Annotated in this window: 21 protein-coding genes and 1 pseudogene; 1 reads left to right on the top strand and 21 read right to left on the bottom strand. The window is 41.3% G+C overall.

All coding sequences use genetic code 11. From position 1 onward, the window contains the following. Positions 1-542: 542 nt before the first annotated feature. Entirely contained in the window at positions 543-1502 is a 960-nt protein-coding gene (gene nrdF / locus GPW69_RS06955) for a class 1b ribonucleoside-diphosphate reductase subunit beta (protein ID WP_029751858.1), read from the top strand. A 34-nt stretch (positions 1503-1536) separates the two neighbouring features. Here the strand turns inward: nrdF and GPW69_RS06960 are convergent, their stop codons facing one another. The 21 genes and pseudogenes from GPW69_RS06960 to GPW69_RS07065 all read right to left on the bottom strand — a co-directional run bounded on the left by GPW69_RS06960 (position 1537) and on the right by GPW69_RS07065 (position 19639). Beyond that, positions 1537-2211 (bottom strand): CPBP family intramembrane glutamic endopeptidase, encoded by a 675-nt coding sequence (locus GPW69_RS06960; RefSeq protein ID WP_074391830.1) that lies wholly within the window; start codon positions 2209-2211, stop codon positions 1537-1539. Positions 2212-2220: 9 nt separating this feature from the next. Beyond that, a pseudogene (locus GPW69_RS10855) lies at positions 2221-2537 on the bottom strand (hypothetical protein). A gap of 9 nt (positions 2538-2546) precedes the next feature. Beyond that, on the bottom strand, positions 2547-3236 hold the full coding sequence (locus GPW69_RS06970; RefSeq protein WP_074391946.1) for a type II CAAX endopeptidase family protein: 690 nt from the start codon (positions 3234-3236) through the stop codon (positions 2547-2549). 25 nt (positions 3237-3261) lie between these two features. After that, a complete protein-coding gene (locus GPW69_RS06975) occupies positions 3262-3447 on the bottom strand; it encodes a hypothetical protein (protein ID WP_044756584.1) in 186 nt (61 codons plus the stop codon). An 18-nt stretch (positions 3448-3465) separates the two neighbouring features. Next, positions 3466-3975 (bottom strand): DUF3278 domain-containing protein, encoded by a 510-nt coding sequence (locus GPW69_RS06980; protein ID WP_074391829.1) that lies wholly within the window; start codon positions 3973-3975, stop codon positions 3466-3468. 31 nt (positions 3976-4006) lie between these two features. Then, positions 4007-4771, bottom strand: coding sequence for a DUF3169 family protein (locus GPW69_RS06985; protein ID WP_074391828.1), 765 nt, complete (start codon positions 4769-4771; stop codon positions 4007-4009). Next, positions 4768-4983 (bottom strand): helix-turn-helix transcriptional regulator, encoded by a 216-nt coding sequence (locus GPW69_RS06990; protein ID WP_014637779.1) that lies wholly within the window; start codon positions 4981-4983, stop codon positions 4768-4770. The genes GPW69_RS06985 and GPW69_RS06990 overlap by 4 nt, the downstream gene beginning before the upstream one ends. Before the next feature lie 12 nt (positions 4984-4995). Further along, positions 4996-5562 carry a DUF3267 domain-containing protein gene (locus tag GPW69_RS06995; RefSeq protein ID WP_074391827.1) on the bottom strand — a complete coding sequence of 189 codons (567 nt, stop codon included), beginning with the start codon at positions 5560-5562 and terminating at the stop codon, positions 4996-4998. 152 nt (positions 5563-5714) lie between these two features. Beyond that, positions 5715-5918 carry a hypothetical protein gene (locus GPW69_RS07000; protein WP_044763776.1) on the bottom strand — a complete coding sequence of 68 codons (204 nt, stop codon included), beginning with the start codon at positions 5916-5918 and terminating at the stop codon, positions 5715-5717. Continuing rightward, the gene (locus tag GPW69_RS07005) at positions 5902-6126 is read right to left on the bottom strand and encodes a hypothetical protein (protein ID WP_044763774.1); all 225 of its coding nucleotides are present in this window, start codon (positions 6124-6126) and stop codon (positions 5902-5904) included. The genes GPW69_RS07000 and GPW69_RS07005 overlap by 17 nt, the downstream gene beginning before the upstream one ends. Before the next feature lie 436 nt (positions 6127-6562). Beyond that, complete coding sequence (alaS, locus tag GPW69_RS07015; RefSeq protein ID WP_044763772.1) at positions 6563-9181, bottom strand: alanine--tRNA ligase; 2619 nt, start codon at positions 9179-9181, stop codon at positions 6563-6565. A 208-nt stretch (positions 9182-9389) separates the two neighbouring features. Continuing rightward, entirely contained in the window at positions 9390-9875 is a 486-nt protein-coding gene (locus tag GPW69_RS07020) for an LURP-one-related/scramblase family protein (RefSeq protein WP_074391826.1), read from the bottom strand. A gap of 208 nt (positions 9876-10083) precedes the next feature. Continuing rightward, the gene (gene prsA, locus GPW69_RS07025) at positions 10084-11085 is read right to left on the bottom strand and encodes a peptidylprolyl isomerase PrsA (RefSeq protein WP_044761681.1); all 1002 of its coding nucleotides are present in this window, start codon (positions 11083-11085) and stop codon (positions 10084-10086) included. Between the two features lie 62 nt (positions 11086-11147). After that, positions 11148-11867, bottom strand: coding sequence for an O-methyltransferase (locus GPW69_RS07030; RefSeq protein WP_043034995.1), 720 nt, complete (start codon positions 11865-11867; stop codon positions 11148-11150). A gap of 74 nt (positions 11868-11941) precedes the next feature. Then, on the bottom strand, positions 11942-12490 hold the full coding sequence (locus GPW69_RS07035) for a DUF6630 family protein (RefSeq protein ID WP_029176930.1): 549 nt from the start codon (positions 12488-12490) through the stop codon (positions 11942-11944). A 10-nt stretch (positions 12491-12500) separates the two neighbouring features. Beyond that, a complete protein-coding gene (locus GPW69_RS07040; protein ID WP_044761306.1) occupies positions 12501-12947 on the bottom strand; it encodes a membrane protein in 447 nt (148 codons plus the stop codon). Between the two features lies 1 nt (position 12948). Then, positions 12949-14751: an oligoendopeptidase F gene (pepF, locus tag GPW69_RS07045; RefSeq protein ID WP_044668708.1), complete on the bottom strand. Its 1803-nt coding sequence runs from the start codon at positions 14749-14751 to the stop codon at positions 12949-12951. 228 nt (positions 14752-14979) lie between these two features. Beyond that, on the bottom strand, positions 14980-15921 hold the full coding sequence (locus tag GPW69_RS07050) for a competence protein CoiA (protein ID WP_074391825.1): 942 nt from the start codon (positions 15919-15921) through the stop codon (positions 14980-14982). 63 nt (positions 15922-15984) lie between these two features. Continuing rightward, entirely contained in the window at positions 15985-17988 is a 2004-nt protein-coding gene (gene metG, locus GPW69_RS07055; protein ID WP_044671000.1) for a methionine--tRNA ligase, read from the bottom strand. A gap of 208 nt (positions 17989-18196) precedes the next feature. Then, positions 18197-18946: a hypothetical protein gene (locus GPW69_RS07060; RefSeq protein ID WP_074391824.1), complete on the bottom strand. Its 750-nt coding sequence runs from the start codon at positions 18944-18946 to the stop codon at positions 18197-18199. Positions 18947-19027: 81 nt separating this feature from the next. Further along, entirely contained in the window at positions 19028-19639 is a 612-nt protein-coding gene (locus tag GPW69_RS07065) for a DUF3885 domain-containing protein (RefSeq protein ID WP_074391823.1), read from the bottom strand. Positions 19640-19730: the final 91 nt, after the last annotated feature.

Here is a 19730-nt window from a genome sequence, read left to right on the forward strand (position 1 = left end):
ATGAATGCACGGTACTGACTATTTGGTCAGTACCTAAGTGGCTTACTACCTCGAAAAGTCGTTAAGTTCGAACGACTTTTCTCAGGTCGTAACTTGCAAGGGTTTAGCTGTTGGTAAACCAACTAGCTAATCTACGCTAACCGCTATCGGCGGATTAGCTAGCTACCTCACTAACTCCGAAACTGAAGAAATATCGTCTTCAGTTTCGGAGTGTCGTAAGACACTAATGCTAAAGCATCTAATGAATGCACGGTACTGACTATTTGGTCAATACCTAAGTGGCTTACTACCTCGAAAAGTCGTTAAGTTCGAACGACTTTTCTCAGGTCGTAACTTGCAAGGGATTAGCTGTTGGCAAGCCAACTACCGTATCTACGCTAACTGCTATTGGTGGCTTAGCTTACTACCTTACGACACTGTCGTTCATGATGTAAAGCAACTAATGAGCGCTCGATTAAAAATCCCTTTTAGGGGATTTTTTTACAGGCTACTATCTATTTGTGATATAATATTTGAAGTATAAGAAAAAGAAAGAGAATATGATGGAAACCTACTACAAAGCCATAAACTGGAACGCCATTGAGGATGTTATTGACAAGTCAACTTGGGAAAAGTTGACCGAGCAATTCTGGCTCGATACACGTATCCCATTATCAAACGACTTGGATGACTGGCGTAAACTTACTGCTGAAGAAAAAGACCTGGTTGGCAAGGTCTTTGGTGGATTAACCCTCTTGGATACCCTTCAATCTGAAACAGGTGTCCAAGCTCTTCGCAACGATATTCGTACACCGCACGAAGAAGCTGTTTACAACAATATCCAATTCATGGAATCTGTTCACGCCAAGTCTTACTCTTCTATCTTCTCAACCTTGAACACCAAGTCTGAGATTGAAGACATCTTTGAATGGACCAACAGCAACGAATACTTGCAACGCAAGGCAAAGATTATCAACGAAATCTACGAAACAGGTACACCACTTGAAAAGAAAGTAGCCAGCGTTTTCCTAGAAACCTTCCTCTTCTACTCTGGTTTCTTCACGCCACTCTACTACCTTGGTAACAACAAATTGGCCAACGTTGCGGAAATCATCAAGCTGATCATCCGTGACGAGTCAGTTCACGGTACCTACATCGGTTACAAGTTCCAACTTGGTTTCAATGAATTGCCAGAAGAGGAGCAAGATAAACTCCGCGATTGGATGTACGACCTGCTCTACCAACTTTATGAAAACGAAGAAGGCTACACACGCTCCCTCTATGATGCAGTTGGCTGGACTGAGGAAGTCTTGACTTTCCTTCGTTACAATGCCAACAAAGCCCTCATGAACTTGGGACAGGATCCACTCTTCCCAGATTCAGCAGATGATGTCAACCCAATCATTATGAACGGTATCTCAACCGGTACATCTAACCACGACTTCTTCTCCCAAGTTGGTAACGGCTATCTGCTCGGTGAAGTAGAAGCCATGCAGGATGATGATTATCTTTACGGTTTATAATCAAAAAAGCAGTTCAATCCGAGCTGCTTATTTTTTATACTAAAAATACAATCATCAAATAAGAAATACCGTTGTTGAGCATATGTAGCGCAATCGGATAACGAATATCACGTTTGATCAGATAGAGCCATCCTAGATTGAGTCCCATCGTGAAATAAATCAAAAATTGAGGAAGGGTTGCCGGCATATGGACTAGACTAAATAAAGACCCCGTTACAACAAGATAGATTCCAACAGCCTTCATATCTGCCATTTTAGGGAAGAAATAGGTCGCTAAAAATCCACGGAAGATCAATTCTTCTAAAATGGGAGCAAAAACCACTACTGAGCTAAATGCAATCAAGGGATAAGCTGATACGAATTCGATTACAAGCTTTTGGTTTTCACTTTCTGGGACTGGTACAATAAATTGGAAGATAAAAAATGCAATATAGAGTAATATCGGCCATTGAATCTTTTGGAACCATGAAGCTGTCACACGATAGTCAACAGAATGACGTGGATAGATATACTTCCATAACAGAATAATGAGCGCAATAGAGAGAACAAGACCAATTATCGCACAAATCCAAATTGTACTATCAATCAACTGGGCAGGAATATCAGGAATCGTTTGTAAGGTTGGTCCTACCATTAGAAAACCTGAAGCAATTTGATAGGCAACAAAGTATAGAAATAGTAATGCAGCGTGTTTGATAAATTTCAACATATTCCCTCCCTACAAGCTCAAGTCAATAATATTATCGACCCGAACCAACTTGGTTTCAAGCTCCCCATTCGCTAATTCACGAGAAATTTTAACCCACTCCTCATCAACTGCCAAAATAGTGTATTCATAAGTAATAGAAAATTCCTCATCAAAGCGGATTTTGGCTTTACTTCCGACCAATTCTTTCAATAAAACTGACATCTGATTTTCTCCTTTTGTAGTTTTCTGCAATTTTTTACCCTAGCTTGCAATTACTTCACTTTTTTCCTATCTGATAGAGAATTGAAAAATAGAAATCCTACTAGAATCCATAAAAATAGTTCCATCCTATCCTCCTATATCAAGCCCAGACTTTGCATCAGTAGCATCAACAAAAATCCGAGAAGATTATTCAGACTGTGTAGAATAAGTGCATTGGTATATTTGCCAGAAATACGATAGGCGAGTCCCAGGACCAGGCCCATACCTCCGTAGACAACCCAAGATCCGCTATTGGTCGGATTGTGAATAAGTCCAAACAGAAAACTCGATAGCAATAATCCCACAATCGAATCCTTACCAAAGACTTTCCCCATAAGAATCCCTCTGAAAAGCAGTTCCTCCAAAACTGGAGCAAAGAAAACTGCAAAGAGAAATAAAACTAAGGTTGGCAAGCCTGAATTGTTGATAATTTCCTGATTGGCAGTCGTTTGACCGTATCCCTCTTCCAGCATAATCAATTGCCCGCCAATTATTTTCAGACCAAACATAACGATAAAGGCAAGGGCTACAAAACCAAAATTCGCACCTATCCCCCACTTCTGCTCACCTTTCCACAGACCTAATTTACCAGTCAAGATAAGACCAAGCACTACAGCAACCAACAAGAAGGCAGCAGCAATCAGAAGGTTATTCCCATCAAAATTTGGTAGAGTAAACATAGCCATCTGGGTCAATACATTAAGGGCAACGACAGCTAGTCCCACTAAGAGAAACTTCCAATTTTTAACCACATTCCAATCTTTGACACTTCCAAGTCTATTCATAGCAATCTCCTTCACATACACAAAATCAGTTTTCATTACTTTCTTTTTCGATCAATAGCAGAGCAGGCAAGCCCAAAACCATCGGCAAGAGGATATTCAGGGTTGACAAATCAATCTGCCCAGTAGCCAGCCACTCTCCGAAAATATAGCCAACTGCGTAGAGACCAAGGCCGATTAATAGGACAAGATAAATTTTCATAAAGACTTTCATGAGCTAACTCCATTTAAACTAAATAAGCTTGATTTTCTTACGGTTGACAATATAGAAACTAAGGAATCCAACAAGAGTCATCAAGACAACTGTCATGGGAGTGACAAACTGGAAATACTCGGCTGCAGATGTCCCGCTTTCCTGTGGAATTTGTAACTGCCAGAGACCAATACTAACTAACAGACCGTAGACAGCAATCTGTAGGGTTTGAAACAGAGTTCGTTTCATCATTTTCTTCCGAGCCAATTTCACATCAGCCTTTGCAACAAACAATTTATCCAGTCCCAACTGTTTGATAATGGCGTCCTGTTTGAATTGAGAATAAACCAACGTCAAGAAGAGGCTGATTCCCATGACATCTTCTCCCAGCGCAAAGCTAACTAGAAAGCTCAGCAGTGTCACTGTCATAAAGAGCATATACATATTGTTGCCGAAATTCGTCAAGGTCGCATAAGACACCTCATCTAACTCACCAACAATATCATAGAAATAACGAATTGCTTTGATGTGTACATTTTCCTTTTTCATAGCTAGTACCTAAAAACCTTTCATAACATTCTTATTTGAAGTAACGACGGATCATGCGGACCTGCATGACATTGATGTAAATGTGAAGAAAGGCAACAACTAGAAATGCTGTAATTTGTCGCTCCTGCAATAGCATGCTAAGTACAAATAGGAATAGATACAAACCTGGTAACACGATTTGATTCAAAGTGAAGACGATTTGGAAACTCATTTCGTAGTTTGCTTGTTTCTCCCCCTCGTCCATTGCCTCCATAAAATCCTTCACTTCTTTTACCGTAGCAAAAGCAGACAACTGATAGTCACGAATTTTCTGAGTTAATTTCATGATAAAAATCTGACCAATGAGAAGAATAACATAGAAAACTGCATCAAATATTGATCCGTACATGATCGCACTCTCTTCTAAGAAGGCAACACCAAAACCAAAACCTAATCCTAAATTTAAAAGAGTCAATGACGCAGCAATATTAAACATTATAATCGCATATTCTAGGTTACGATACATTTTCATATTTAGTTCATCTGCCCGTTCCTCATCCTCATCTGAAATCGAATGATAAAGTTTATACGATTGATTTGCCTTAAGCCCAAGATATACAGTTCCGGCGAAAATGACAAAAGTAACGATACGCAAACAAAATAGAAAGTTATCTAGATTGACAAAAGACGGCAATCCAAACTTATCAATCATTACTCCAAAAAAGCCACAAAATGCTCCAAAAATTGCCCCTAAAAACAAATAGGTAAGGTTCCTCATCCATCTTTGTTTTGTTGTAATTTGTTTCCCCTGTTTCATTCTCCAACCTCCACTAATTGAAAGACATTCTCCACATTTTCATTAAAAATTTGTGCTATACGCATGGCAATGACCACCGAGGGCGTATATTCCCCCCGCTCAATCAAGCTAATGGTCTGCCGTGATACTTCTGCTAACTTTGCTAGCTCTGTCTGATTGAGACCATCTCTGGCTCGCAATTCCTTGAGCCGATTTTTTAAGACATATTCCATGAGTTTTCCTTTCTAGGCTTGGTAGATAATCAAGCCAGTTTCTGTGTCTTCGACAGCTATATTTTCCTTGGCAAACTTGACCAATAAGAGATAGGCATAGTAGAAATCGCCTACACAAGCCACTGCATGCATAGTCACCAATATCAGATAAAGAGATACATCCATCCCCCAAAAAACTGCTACCATGGTCAAGCCCAAACTAATCACAACAAAGGGAGCCAGGCTAATCACTAGCATTTGCATCCTATTGTAGAGTGAACCTGGACTGGTCGCATAGGCCATGCCCGATTTCCATTTAAAACCAAACTTGACAGGATTTTCAGGACAAAAAATCTTGAAAAATAATCCATGAATAGCTTCATGCACAACTATTAAAAGAATATAGAGAGGGAAAAGCAACCATACCTCAGATACGGCCAGTTCCGAGTATTGCGAACCGTTAGCTATCAACCAACTGTCTATCATTCCAAATACAAAGGCAAATGGAAAGATGAGTACCACAGCAAGAATATTCAAGCCCCAGACAAACTTCTTATTTTCCATAATATTGACTTCATATAATTTCTTTTTCGCTTCCATGCTTCTTCTCCTTCATTTTCCTACAAGCTAGACTAAACTATATAGTCCTAGAGCAACTCCAATCAGTAAGCCAATAATACTTGCGCCTGCAATCACAATCGCTGCCATATCTGTTGAAATGTGTCGTTTCATAAGGTTTCTCCTATCTTTCCTTAGCTTTTTTCACTATTTTTCTTTTTGTTAAATTGTAGAGCTAACACTAGTGTCGCCAACAAAGGAGGAAAGAGATAACTCATTTCCGTCAAACTAAGATCAAATCCTAGCAAGGCTAAAATTTTAAACACCAAAATATTTATCAAGAAGAGTGCAAAAAACAGTAGGACTACTTTCATTCCATTTTTAACTATCTTGTTCATTTTTCTTCTCCTTTTCTCTGCTGAGAGTAACTTCTAAAAGAAGGAGAGAACTCGTCATCATCAAGAGTGGCATTGTATCTATCTCCTGACCAAATACAAATATTTGAACGAAACTATACATCAAGTATAGTGCAACTAGAATCTGCACTCCACGAACAACAGCTGTTCCTGAGATTAAAATTCCTTTTTTATTGTTATTGTTTTTCATAACTTTCCCCACTTACTTTCGACTAATTTTTCCTTTTACTCTTTTCTGATACCTAGTTTCCTCAAGCGCTCATCTGTCACTGCGATGGTGCAAATAGCAAGAACGACATGGGTTTTATCCAACTGCTACCACTTCATAATGTCAGCCAGCAGGACAAAAACAAGATAGATGATAGCGATAAGTTGTACAAAACGTTTGATGTCAATTTGATTTACCTTTTTCATAATTGTTTCCTGCTTTCTGTTTATTTACCTGATAAATTCGTTTTCATCTCTTTATCTTGATATCATTGTAACACTTCCTTTTCTTTTTGACAACTATCTTTGTCAAAAAAACAACAATTTTTTTCAAAAAGTTTATGAAGTTTGTCAAAATGACTAGAATAACGCGCAAAAAACTCTTCTATCCATTGGATAGAAGAGTTTTTCAGTATAGATTACAAGTTTTCTGCTACGCTGTTCAAGAGGGTTGGGATAGCAGAGGCATCGCTACCACCTGCCATAGCCATATCTGGCTTACCACCACCACGACCTGCTACGATTGGAGCAAGGACTTTGATGAGGTTACCTGCATGAACATCGCTTGATTTGCTAGCTACAAGGACATTGACCTTGTCACCGATTGCAGCAACCAGCACCAAGACATCTGAGTAATCTTTTTGTTTCCAGTTGTCAGCGAAGGTACGGAGGGCACCTGCATCTGATACTTGGACTTGGCTGGCAATGTAGCGAATGCCGTTAGCATCTTTGACATCTTTGAAGACATCACCAGCAGCGGCTGCCGCTGCTTTTTCTTTCAGAGCTGCATTTTCTTTTTGCAGATCACGAACTTGCTGAGCAAGACTTTCAACCTTGTTTGGTACTTCCTTGATCTGCGGTGACTTGATGGTTGCCGCTACTTCTTTGAGGGCATCTTCTTGGTCACGATAGGCAAGGAAGGCTTCACGGCCTGTTACCGCAATGATACGGCGAGTACCTGAACCGATACCTTCTTCTTTCAAAATCTTGAAGATACCGATTTCAGCGGTGTTGCCAACGTGGGTACCACCACAGAGTTCAACAGAATAATCACCAATTGTCACCACACGGACTTCTTTACCGTATTTTTCACCGAAGAGAGCCATGGCACCCATTTCCTTAGCTGTGTCAATATCAGTTTCAACTGTCACAACTGGAATAGCATTCCAAATTTGCTCATTGACTTCTTCTTCGATACGACGAAGTTCTTCCGCAGTAACTGCCTCAAAGTGCGTAAAGTCAAAGCGGAGGAAGTCTTGCTCATTCAAGGAACCAGCCTGCGTTGCATGCTCACCGATAATATTGTGAAGAGCTGCATGGAGCAAGTGAGTTGCTGTGTGGTTCTTCTCAACACCCTTACGTCGTTTTGTTTCGATTTCAAGTGTGTAGGTTTGACCAACTGAAATGCTTGCGGACAGTTCAACTGTGTGCAATGGTTGACCATTTGGTGCTTTCTGCACATCGATGACAGTCGCAACAATGTCTCCAGCAGCATTTTTCACAAAACCATGGTCTGCAACCTGACCACCCATTTCTGCATAGAATGGTGTTTGGTCAAAGACAAGGAGGGCTTGACCTTCTGAAACTGCTTCTGTACGCGCATTATCAGCCACAATGACAGATAAGCTTGCCTCAAGAGCTGTTTGACCATAAACAAAGGTAGACTCTTCTGTGATAGCAGCCAGGGTTTCATTTTGCATACCCATTGAACCACCTTTGACAACTGAAGCACGGGCACGGTCTTGTTGCTCTTTCATAGCCGCTTCAAATCCCGCAATGTCAAGGGTCATACCACGGTGCTCAGCCAATTCTTCTGTCAATTCTACTTGGAAACCATAGGTATCATAGAGTTTGAAAATATCACGACCATCAATCTCAGACTTGCCTTCTGCCGCCAATTTGTCCATCAATTGTTCAGCAAATTGTGAACCTGTATGGATAGTACGAGCAAATGACTCTTCTTCACTCTTAACAATCTTCTCGATGAAGGCACGTTTTTCAAGTACTTCTGGATAGTAGCTTTCCATGATATTACCAACTGTCTCCACCAGTTTGTACAAGAATGGCTCTGTAATACCCAAACGTTGACCATGCATAGAAGCACGACGAAGCAAACGACGAAGGACATAACCACGGCCTTCATTTCCAGGAAGGGCACCGTCACCGATAGCAAATGACAAAGCACGGATGTGGTCTGCGATAACCTTGAAGCTCATGTTGTCGCCATCTTGGTCATAGGTCTTACCAGAAATCTTTTCAACTTCACGAATGATTGGCAAGAAGAGGTCCGTTTCAAAGTTGGTCTTAGCCTCTTGGAAAATAGCTGCCAAACGCTCCAAACCTGCGCCCGTATCGATGTTTTTATTTGGCAATTCCTTGTATTCAGAGCGCGGAACCGCTGGATCAGCATTGAATTGTGACAGAACGATATTCCAAATCTCGATGTAACGGTCATTTTCAATATCTTCTTCCAAGAGACGGATACCAATGTTTTCAGGGTCAAAGTCAGTACCACGGTCAAAGAAAATCTCCGTATCTGGACCAGAAGGACCTGCACCGATTTCCCAGAAGTTATCTTCAAGCGGAATCAAGTGGCTTGGCTCAACACCAAGAGCAATCCATCGATTGTATGAATCCACATCATCTGGATAGTAAGTCATATAGAGCTTGTCTTTTGGAAAGGCAAACCATTCTGGGCTTGTCAAGAGCTCAAAGCCCCACTCAATCGCTTCATCACGGAAATAATCACCAATAGAGAAGTTACCAAGCATTTCAAACATGGTGTGGTGGCGGGCTGTCTTACCAACGTTTTCAATATCGTTGGTACGGATGGATTTTTGGGCGTTTGTAATCCGTGGGTTATCAGGGATGACTGAGCCATCGAAATATTTTTTAAGAGTTGCCACACCAGAGTTGATCCACAAAAGAGTTGGATCATTTACTGGGACAAGATTTGCTGAAGGCTCAACAGAGTGCCCCTTTGATTTCCAGAAATCCAACCACATTTGACGAATTTGAGCAGAAGATAAATTTTTCATAAACTAAGATACCAAGAGCGTTAAGAAAGCGAGAAGAAAATAGGAGACCAACGCTGTGCGCCAGCGCACTAGGCGGTCTATCTTTTTCTCGACGCTTTTAGCTCGGGTTCAATTCAGAAAATTATCTAAATTGAACCTTTCCTTTCATAAGTGATAGTTAGGCGGATTCAATTTAACGAAACAGTTAAACTGAATGATTATTTCACGATTAATTCGATGCATCTTCCATCATTTCGACGTAGTCAATTGCGACCACCAAGGAAATGACCAAATCTGCATAGGAGTCCTCCAATACAGTAACGGAGTAATGAGAAGTTAAATGAAAGAGTTCTTTGGAGATTTCGGCTACGAGCACACCATCTGGCCTTTTCAAGCGAAAATCCAAATCCCAGATATTTCCGTCTAGGATTAAACCTAGATTTTCCACAGTATAGCGATCCTTGAAAAAAGTAAATTCCTTTTGCAAGTAGAAAGATTGACCATCTGCCATATCAATGGTAAACTGGGGCAGGAAGGTCAAAAACTTCTTAGTAATCTGACAAACTTCCCCACCTCTGGAATTGGTCACAATAAATCGTTTTGGAATTTCGAGAAAAGATCCCTCCACTTGATAAGCAAGATCCCCAAAACTATCACAAATATCAAATTTTTCACCACCAAAAGTAAAGCGTTGTTTCACTTGAAATTGCTTCATGATAACCTCCAAAAAAAATAACAAGAAACCAAACGAAGGGCGAAAAACCGCGGTACCACCTTCATTCAATGACTTGTCATTCTCATTTCATAACCTATATTCAATTGTTCCATTAAGTAGCAAGATACTTGGCTTAGATGGCTCGCAACAACCGCCAATTTTCTGAACTAAGTAATCAAGTATCTATTCTTAATAAGTAAAGCGTCAATTATTGACCTGAAGAACTAGAAGATTCTGTTGTTGAAGAAGAGCTTTCAGTCGACGAAGAGCTACTTTCCGTTGATGAAGAACTGCTTTCTTCTGTTGTCACATATTGTGAAAGAAGATTTTGGAAGGCACTGTCTTTAACCTTAACGTTTGCTTTTTGGAGCGCTTCTTTCAGCACAGTAGCAACAAACGATGAATCACTTTGCTTTTGCGCCAAAATAATTTCTTTCAACTTATCCTTGTAGTCTTCCCATTTGGCAGATTTTTCTGACTTCGCTTCCAGTTTTACAACATAGTAGCTAGTAGTATAAGTTTTTAAGTCAACTGCAGAAACAATTGAAGTTCCTACTTGACCTGCATCCAAGGCAAAGACCGCTTTTTGAACTTCTGTAGGAACAGTTGTTGAAGTTGAATCGAATTTAACTTCGCCTCCATTGTCTTTTGTAGCAGTATCCGTAGAATTGTCTTTTGCCAATTGAGCAAAATCTGCACCTTCAGCTTGTGCTGCAGCTAAAACTTCTTTTGCTTTTGCTTCGTCTGTCAATTTAATGATACGTGCAGTCACTTCTGGTGTATAAGCGTCATAAGCCGCCTTGTAGTTCTCATCGGTCAATTCCTTCTCAGCAGCCTGTTTTACAGCATACTCAACTAATTTATTAGTACGGATTTGTTCTTTGTAAGTTTCTTGAGTCAAGCCAGCTGAAGAAAGAGCTGTTGCAAATGAATCACCATATTGCTCTGCCATTTTGTTATAAGCCTCGTCGACTTCTTTCGCAGTCACTTTGTCACCATACTGCTCTTCAAATACATTACTAATAATCATTGACAATAGAACTTGTTGAGCTTGAGAGTTTGTTTTTACCTTCTCATAAAACTCAGACACAGTAATCGTGTTGCCTTTCATCGTAATGATATCTTTATCAGCTGCATTGGAACAAGCAGCGAGTGTTACCGCAGCAAAGAGTGTTACTGCTCCCGCGAGAATTTTTTTAGTTTGCTTCATTTAAAGACTCTCTCCTTTTTTTCGTTAACCCTTTCATTATAACACAAAAGCTTAAAAACTTCTTAAATTTCTGTATGTTTTAAGTCAACATTTTCCCTATTTTTTCTCAACATAAGGAGACCGTCACTCATGGAAACAAGACTAGCAGTCACATCTGGATTATCCAAAGTCGCATCGAATAAACGTTGCAATCCTTTGTAAATAGTGCGCTGCCCTCTTCTGACATCCTTGATGTCCTTGGCAACATCTCCTCCTTGGAAGATGTCATCCAAAATGATTAAACCGCCTACTTTGACCTTTTTCAAGACTTCTGGTAAAAATACAATATATTTTGATTTAGCAGAATCCATGAAAACAAAATCATATGTGTTATCTGGTAAAGTCGGAAGAATATCCATGGCTTCCCCTTCCAGCAATTCAATCTGCTGGCGCTGATCATATTTGGCAAAGTTTTCCTTTGCAAAGCCAATCATTTCTTCATTTCGATCAATCGTTGTAATCTTCGAATGCGGGCTATTATCAGCCATCAGTAACGCAGAGAAGCCAATAGCAGTTCCAATTTCTAAAATACGTTTAGGTTGGAGTGTCTGCATTAGTAAGCGGAAATAGGCTACCGTTTCATGAGGGATGACTGGAATATTTTCTTGACGAGCAAACTCTTCCAGTTCTTTCAAAAAACCTGTATTTTGCGCCTGACGTGTTCGCATAAAATCCACAATTTCTTCCTTGACAACTGGACGGCGCATATTGTGATTTGCGTTTTTACTATATGATTCGACCATAGAATCCATTATATCATAAGCCGACAAGATTTTCTTCCTCAACACACTAAAAGGTAGGTTTCCCCACCTTTTCTTTACATATTTTTGGCGTAATCAATTCGATACCCTAAATTTCCAGCTAGTTCTTGAAGTCGAACAAAAGTCGCTTGCTTACTGAAAAAGAGATAGTAACTATCCGTGTCCATATCCACTGCCCCTAGACAAAAGTTTTCATCAAGATATTTGCTATCAACGACTCTTGCCCATTCTGAAATAGAGGCAGCTGGATTTAATCCATCTGAATCCAATTTGAGAGAAATCCCTGCATTGCGGACTTGATGAAGACGGTCAAAAAAGTAGATAAAATCTTCAAGATTATCCTTATAATCACGCACACAAATATAATTAAAATGCTCTAGTAATTTTATCAAGATTAACCAAAGATTTTCCTTTTCAGACTCCCCAACACGGTCCAAGAAATCATCGAATGAATCTGGTTCTAGGATGCGTTCGATAGAGTCTAGAATCTGATTCGGATCACTAGCAAAAACCACATCTCTAAGTTGGAGAAATAGCTCCCTGTCACCATTTGACATGAGGTCCGCCAGTTCAAAAATGTCCTGTAGCTGTTCTTCCGTTAACATAATACCTCCATTATGAATTTGAAAAATCCCATCTTATATGCGGTGCTACTTGCTCTAAAAAATGGTAAATATCATTAAAATCTGCACCATCAAGCTTATTCAAATTGACGACTGCAAGTAGTGCTCCCTTATTTCCTACGATTCGCAAACGTTTCGACTGATAGCCACGATAGACAGGAGAAACGATGTATCGAATCTCCGCAATCTCTTCTAACGAATGGCGCTGATAGTCTCCTCCTGCTCTGCTTTGATATTCTAAATACTCCTCATTCAAGACAAAGACAGCTCCCTGTTTGCGCAAGAAATAAGCATATAATGCTGACGGAATATTCAGCAATAAATAACACAATCCTGAAACCACTGCTGGTTCCGGCTTTGTCATTAAGCCAATTCCAATCAAGACCAAACCAATACTGACTGCAACTGGTACCACAATCGAACGTTTATAGGAAATCATATTAGAGGTGCACACCTTTCTCAACGAGAGCTTCTAATTCTTCCAAACGAGCTTCAAATACCTTGAAAGCATCGTTGAGGTAATCTTCCTTGGTCATGTCTACACCAGCTTTTGCAATGACATTGAGTGAGTAGTCTGAGCTACCAGCCTTCAAGTAGTTAAGATAGTTTTCTTTGTCTTCTGGACTACCATTGACAATTTTGTTTGCAAGAGCTGATGCTGCCGCAAAACCTGTCGCATATTGATAGACATAGAAATTGTAATAGAAGTGTGGAATGCGAGCCCACTCAAACTGGATTTCTGGATTTTCTTCTGCAGAAAGTCCGTAGTATTTCTCGTTTGTCTGACCGTACAATTCATTGAGGAAATCAGCCGTCAAGACTTGACCTTCCTGGTCTGCCTTATAGATAGCCTGTTCAAACTCGGCAAATTGGGTCTGGCGGAAGACTGTACCACGGAAACCATCTAGATAGTGATTGAGAATAGCAAAGCGTTCCTTGTCATCTTCTACTTCTGCCAAGAGTTTTTCTGTCAAAAGATTTTCATTGGTCGTTGAAGCAATTTCAGCCAAGAATAGGGAATAATGTCCATAGACATAGGGTTGAGTCTTACGAGTCAACATAGAATGGAGAGAATGCCCTGTTTCATGGATAAGAGTGTACATGTTATCCAAGTTATCCTGCCAGTTGAGAAGCATGAAGGCGTTGGTGTCGTAAGCACCTCCTGAGTATGCTCCTGAGCGTTTTCCTTCATTAACGTGGACATCAATCCAGCGGTTTTCGAAGGCTTCTTTTACAATAGCCGAATAATCCTCACCGAAAATTTCCAAGGTTTCTTGGCATTTCTTGAGTGCATCTTCATAAGAAATCTTGGTACTGAAATCTGACAATGGCGTGTACATATCATACATCTTCAAGTCATCAATACCCAAGAGTTTCTTACGCAAATTGATATAACGGTGCAAGAGCGGAAGGTGCTTGTTGACTGCCGCTACCAATGTATCGTAAACGGATTCTGGAATGAAATTAGCTGCAAGTGATGCGTGACGGGCTGAATCGTACTTCCGCAAACGAGCTTTCAGGTTATTGACCTTGACATTAGACTGCAAAGTCTTAGCATAGGTATGCTGGAACTGCTCGTAGGTACCGTACATAGCCTCATATGCTTCTTGGCGGACGTCACGGTTTTTAGACTCCATAAAGTGAATGTAGTTACCGTGTGAAAGGGGCACCAAGTGACCGTCCTCATCTGCGATTTCTGGGAAACGCAGGCTGGCATTGTCCAAGACTGAGAAGGTTTCAGCAGGTGATTCGAAAATCTCGCTGGTCGCTGCCAATACTTCTTCCACCTCTTGTGACAGGACATGGTCCTTAGCCGCTAAAAGTTTTTCAAATTGGTGGCTGTACTGAACAAGAGCTGGCTCCTCTGCCTTAAAGGCCTCCAACTGCTCTTCAGTAATGGCCATAAACTCAGGCTCATAGAAGGCAAAAGCCTGTGAAAAGACCGAATACAAGCCCATGGCTTTAGCTTGAAATTCCTGGTATTTGCCTTCACGAGTATCTTGGTCGTTCTTCATAGACGCATAGACATAGAGTTTTTCAATGCGACGCATAAGACCAAGTTGCGTTTCGCTGATTGTCAAAAGGCTCTTCGCTGAGTCGAGCAAGTGACCTGCAAATTCTTTTGTTTTTTCAGTTTCAGCTTGTAAATCTGCAAGTTCTGCTTCCCAGGCTTCATCTGTTGGGAAAATAGTGGTCAAGTCCCACTGGTATTTTTCTTCAATTTCGTAACGTTGTTTAGACATAATTAATCCTCCGTATCCTTTATTCTAACATAAAAAATCCCCTCTTTCCATAGGAAAGTGAGGGCTTATTGGTTACTATTCAACTGGAAAATAGTTTTTGGCATTCGCTATAGCAAGTCGCCACTAGGATAATAAAGTCTACAACCCTCACCAACAGTAGCATGACTAACATAAAATAACGAACATATTTTCAAAAGCAATATATACACCTCCATCAGCTATCTCTATTTACATTGGTTTTCTATAAATTATAGGTGGATATAGAACCTGTTTCTGCTTGTCTTCAATACTGTCGTAATGCTGGTCAAAATCCTGATAAACTAGGGTTAAATCTTTTTGTATTTGGGCAAAGCCAATGGCAGAGCGGGGTAGACGGATGTGGGGATACCATTCTTCTGCCGTCTTGGTTAGTAGATTTTCACCACGACCATAGGCTTCCGCCTGTAGGGCTAACCAATTGGGAGTTCTGTAATACAGCTGACGAGCAATGTAGCGAGGCAAATCCCTATCTAACGGGCAAGTAAGATGCGATAAAGCTTGCTTGGCAAATGGTAGACGCAATATTTCCAATAAATTTCCCTCGCCAAATGGAAAAACCTTTGTCAGACAGTGGACCTTACCTCGTAAGTCTTCATGAATAAGGTAACGAAGACGCAATTCTTTTTTCTCATCATCCAATTCCCAGAGGTGAAAACCCATGTTCATACTAAAAGAGAGGAATTGCTTGTGTAATTTGCTTAATCTTTCTTTTAACCATAGGCCTTTTCCCAACAGCCAGAGAACCTGAAGACCAGCTTCATGATAGGCTTGCGTCCTCACCTGCAAACGAGAAATGGGTAGACTGGAACACTGTACTTCCAAGGCTAAACGATCATTGACAAATAAATCAGCGACCTGCCCTATACTAGGCAGGCATTTTTCAAGTTCAACTTGTTCGGCATTGATTAACCAACTGTACAGACAAGACTTAAGGGACAGGTGCTGGGCCGACTCATTCTCGGAAAAGTAGTGGCAGTCCCGCAGGGTTACATGGGCAAAGTGCGAACGCAGAACTTTTCCGGATTTGTATCGGACCAGCCCTCCACAACCTGGACAAGAATAGCTACCTTGCGGCGCAGGATTTTCCAAGACATTAAAAACTTGTCCATCTTCATCAAGTGCAACTAACATAAAACCTCCTCTCTTTATTAGTTCGCAAAAAAACACCCAGCTATGCTGAGTGTTTGAATTTTCTTACCCAATCTGACTGCCGTTTGGCACAGATGGATCGACTGTTAAGAGTGTTAAATTGTCACCATGTTCGGCTGAGAGGATCATGCCCTGGCTGAGCAAGCCCATCATCTTACGTGGCTTAAGGTTGGCAACGATTTGGACTTTCTTACCGACCAACTCCTGCTCATTTGGATAGTACTTGGCGATACCAGACAGGATTTGACGGTCCTGACCATCACCTGCGTCCAGACGGAACTTGAGCAGCTTGTCAGAGCCCTCCACCTTGGCTACTTCCTTGACTTCGGCCACGCGGATTTCCACCTTGTCAAAGTCCTCGAACTTGATCGCGGCCTTCTCGTTTTTGAGTTCCACGTCAGCTGGATTCCACTCTTTTTCTTCCTCTGGGGAAATAGCAGAGCTACCACCCATTTGGGCTTGGATATAGGCGATTTCCTCTTCCATATCCAGACGTGGGAAGATAGGCGTACCTTTTGCAACCACTGTCAAACCAGCTGGAAGACCTGCAAAGTCAAGGTTTTCAAGGTCAAATGCTGTTCCCAAACCAAGCTGTTCCATAATGGCATTTGAAGTGGTCATCATGAATGGCTGAATGAGGTGCGCCACCACACGCAGACCTGCTGTTAAGTGAGCCATGACTGCTGCCAACTTGTCACGGTCCGCTTCGTCCTTAGCCAAGACCCAAGGTGCAGTTTCATCGATGTACTTGTTGGTACGGGAGATGATATTCCAAACAGCTTCCAAGGCGCGTGGGTAGTCAACAGCTTCCATATACTTGTGGTAGCTTGCCAAGTTGTCAGCTACAACTGCCGCCAAGTCCGCATCAAAATCTGTCACGTTGGCAACAAAAGTTGGTACCTGACCACCGAAATACTTGTTAATCATAGCAACTGTACGGTTGAGCAAGTTTCCAAGGTCGTTGGCCAGTTCGTAGTTAATACGACCAACGTAATCTTCTGGTGTGAAGGTTCCGTCAGAGCCAACTGGCAGACTACGCATGAGGTAGTAACGCAGTGGATCCAAGCCGAAACGCTCGACCAACATCTCTGGATAGACCACATTGCCCTTAGACTTAGACATCTTGCCATCTTTCATGACAAACCAGCCATGAGCAACCAAGCGGTCTGGCAACTTCATATCCAACATCATGAGCATGATTGGCCAGTAAATGGAGTGGAAACGAAGAATGTCCTTGCCAACCATGTGGTAAACTGTTCCATTCCAGAACTTGTCATAGTTGGCTGTTTCTTCCTGACCATAGCCCAAGGCAGTTGCGTAGTTGAGTAGGGCATCAATCCAGACATAGACAACATGCTTTGGATTGGACGGTACGGGCACGCCCCAGGTAAATGAAGTACGCGATACGGCCAAATCTTCCAAGCCTGGCTCGATGAAGTTTTTCATGATTTCATTGAGGCGGCCGTCTGGCTGGATAAAGTCTGGATGAGCATTGAAGAACTCGACCAACTTATCCTGATACTTGCTGAGGCGGAGGAAGTAGGACTCTTCTGACACCCAGGCAACCTCGTGACCGCTAGGAGCGATACCGCCTGTTACCTTGCCGTTTTCATCTCGGAAGACCTCTTCTAATTGGCTCTCGGTGAAGAATTCCTCGTCCGATACGGAGTACCAACCAGAATACTCTCCCAAGTAAATGTCGTCCTGCGCCAGCAATTTTTCAAAAACAGCCGCCACCACTTCCTCGTGGTAATCATCAGTCGTGCGGATAAATTTGTCGTAAGAGATGTCCAGCAAGTTCCAGAGTTCCTTAACGCCAACCGCCATGCCGTCAACGTAGGCTTGCGGAGTCAAACCTGCCTCTTTTGCCTTCTCCTCAATCTTCTGGCCATGCTCATCCAGCCCTGTCAGATAGAAGACCTCATGCCCCATAAGGCGTTTGTAACGAGCCAATACATCGCAGGCAATGGTTGTGTAGGCCGACCCGATGTGAAGTTTTCCAGACGGATAATAAATCGGTGTGGTAATGTAAAACGGTGTTTTTGTCATGTTTTTTTCCTTTCAAATTCAGAGCAAATGAAACCCTGTTATTGACAACATCCTATTTTATCATATTTTCAGCTAAATCACAAAGCGGTTCTAAATACAAGCCAAGTCGAAAGCTAATGTCTATCTTCTCTATAAAATTATAGTTTTGTTCTTGTCAATTGACGAAGAGCGAAAAACCGGTACCAGTTTGGAACTGTTTCCGGTGTTCTTATACAATATTGAGCTGTTCAAATACATTTTTCAAATCAGCTATCATTTCTCGATGAAAATCTAAATAATAGGTTTTCTGGTCAGAATCTGGTAATTTTTCAATATCAACTAAGATTGCTTGATAACGATGGAGAATTTTCTTACCAGCTTCTTTATCTATCTCGTCAATTTTACCAATACCTGCTGCTATTTCATCCAAACTGTCATATTTTGCAAGTACATCCTCTGTCCACTCACGCTTATCTTTGTTAAGTGTGACAATCTTTTCTGTCAGCCAGTCTTCATAACTTTCCTCTTCTGTCACTAGTGACTGGCTCGCAGTAGACTTAGACACTTGGGCAATTCTGCTTGAACGAAGGTAATTCCGATAAAACCAGACTGCAAATAGGATGGCTAGAATGATATTGACCGGGAAAACAAAGCTAAGGGCGAAGAGCACGGTCAGCCACAAAATCAACTTCACATTTCTTGCGTTTTTCTCTGCTCTCCTGTTCTTCTCTTCCCAATCATCCAATATAGACTGGGCTTGGGCAGTATAGGTTTCAACCAATTTTGCCAGCCGTAACTTTTTTTCTAGGTCATCTTCTAGTTCCATTGCCAGATAGGCTTGGTTGGCACGAGCCTTGGCTGCCTCATAGGTCTGGACAGTCGCCAAATATTCCGCACTGCTATTCATCTGATGAAGGATACGATTTGTTTCCCCTTTAATAAAAGTCCGATCTCTTGATGTTAATTTACGGTAAGGCATTGATTTGCTCCCTAAAAATTAGTTGTGTGCCATAATATACTAATTACTATAGAAGACGGTCATCAGATATACATTTTCTTCCTACCTCCTCACCCTCCTCTCCATCTCCTCCATATCATAGTCAAAAAGGAGGTCATGGTAGTCTGTAAAGAGCTCCAAACGTTTATCATCATCTAAAATAGCAATATCAACTCCCCGATCATCGTAGCAATGATAGATGATATTGTCCTGACTAGATAGGAAGAGAACGGAACTTGATAGATAGTTAAAACCTCCATGGTCGGCTTTGACAATCTCCCTCAACAAAGCCTTCAGGTCCTGGTCGGTAACTGGAAAGAGATAGCGCTCAAAGACTAGCACATCTCCCGTCAAATCCTCCACTTCTATCAACTCAGGCTCAGGAAGCTTGTCGAAGTTAAATTTCGATGAAAAATGCCAGAGGTAGGTGTCTATATCCCTATCTTCCTGTCGAAGGAGCGAAAGGAGCACATAGTCGTATTCTGAACTAGCCTGCTCAAAAAGTTCTACTGCACGTGCATAGGCTCTTTCAAGATAGATTGCTCTTGATAATTCTTCTGCTTCGTCTGCAGGCCCGATTTCAAATCTAAGAGCAAGAGGTGTGCCATAAAAGAATGGGCCCACTAGTCGATTATCTTTCAGTTGAAAGGACTTCAGCCATTGATTCAATTCCATATACTATTCTCCTTATATAGCTTTGTACTATTCTACCATATACTAGGAAATTAGGTCTAGTCTTATTTGGAAAAATGTGATAGAATAGTGA

It is taken from the genome of Streptococcus suis (genome assembly GCF_902702775.1).
GTDB lineage: Bacteria > Bacillota > Bacilli > Lactobacillales > Streptococcaceae > Streptococcus > Streptococcus hashimotonensis.

Bases quoted from the DNA above. Each gene is read 5' to 3' on its own strand.
- nrdF (WP_029751858.1), top strand. From the start codon at position 543: ATGGAAACCTACTACAAAGCCATAAACTGGAACGCCATTGAGGATGTT.
- GPW69_RS06960 (WP_074391830.1), bottom strand. From the start codon at position 2,211: ATGTTGAAATTTATCAAACACGCTGCATTACTATTTCTATACTTTGTT.
- GPW69_RS06970 (WP_074391946.1), bottom strand. From the start codon at position 3,236: ATGAATAGACTTGGAAGTGTCAAAGATTGGAATGTGGTTAAAAATTGG.
- GPW69_RS06975 (WP_044756584.1), bottom strand. From the start codon at position 3,447: ATGAAAGTCTTTATGAAAATTTATCTTGTCCTATTAATCGGCCTTGGT.
- GPW69_RS06980 (WP_074391829.1), bottom strand. From the start codon at position 3,975: ATGAAAAAGGAAAATGTACACATCAAAGCAATTCGTTATTTCTATGAT.
- GPW69_RS06985 (WP_074391828.1), bottom strand. From the start codon at position 4,771: ATGAAACAGGGGAAACAAATTACAACAAAACAAAGATGGATGAGGAAC.
- GPW69_RS06990 (WP_014637779.1), bottom strand. From the start codon at position 4,983: ATGGAATATGTCTTAAAAAATCGGCTCAAGGAATTGCGAGCCAGAGAT.
- GPW69_RS06995 (WP_074391827.1), bottom strand. From the start codon at position 5,562: ATGGAAGCGAAAAAGAAATTATATGAAGTCAATATTATGGAAAATAAG.
- GPW69_RS07000 (WP_044763776.1), bottom strand. From the start codon at position 5,918: ATGAACAAGATAGTTAAAAATGGAATGAAAGTAGTCCTACTGTTTTTT.
- GPW69_RS07005 (WP_044763774.1), bottom strand. From the start codon at position 6,126: ATGAAAAACAATAACAATAAAAAAGGAATTTTAATCTCAGGAACAGCT.
- alaS (WP_044763772.1), bottom strand. From the start codon at position 9,181: ATGAAAAATTTATCTTCTGCTCAAATTCGTCAAATGTGGTTGGATTTC.
- GPW69_RS07020 (WP_074391826.1), bottom strand. From the start codon at position 9,875: ATGAAGCAATTTCAAGTGAAACAACGCTTTACTTTTGGTGGTGAAAAA.
- prsA (WP_044761681.1), bottom strand. From the start codon at position 11,085: ATGAAGCAAACTAAAAAAATTCTCGCGGGAGCAGTAACACTCTTTGCT.
- GPW69_RS07030 (WP_043034995.1), bottom strand. From the start codon at position 11,867: ATGGTCGAATCATATAGTAAAAACGCAAATCACAATATGCGCCGTCCA.
- GPW69_RS07035 (WP_029176930.1), bottom strand. From the start codon at position 12,490: ATGTTAACGGAAGAACAGCTACAGGACATTTTTGAACTGGCGGACCTC.
- GPW69_RS07040 (WP_044761306.1), bottom strand. From the start codon at position 12,947: ATGATTTCCTATAAACGTTCGATTGTGGTACCAGTTGCAGTCAGTATT.
- pepF (WP_044668708.1), bottom strand. From the start codon at position 14,751: ATGTCTAAACAACGTTACGAAATTGAAGAAAAATACCAGTGGGACTTG.
- GPW69_RS07050 (WP_074391825.1), bottom strand. From the start codon at position 15,921: ATGTTAGTTGCACTTGATGAAGATGGACAAGTTTTTAATGTCTTGGAA.
- metG (WP_044671000.1), bottom strand. From the start codon at position 17,988: ATGACAAAAACACCGTTTTACATTACCACACCGATTTATTATCCGTCT.
- GPW69_RS07060 (WP_074391824.1), bottom strand. From the start codon at position 18,946: ATGCCTTACCGTAAATTAACATCAAGAGATCGGACTTTTATTAAAGGG.
- GPW69_RS07065 (WP_074391823.1), bottom strand. From the start codon at position 19,639: ATGGAATTGAATCAATGGCTGAAGTCCTTTCAACTGAAAGATAATCGA.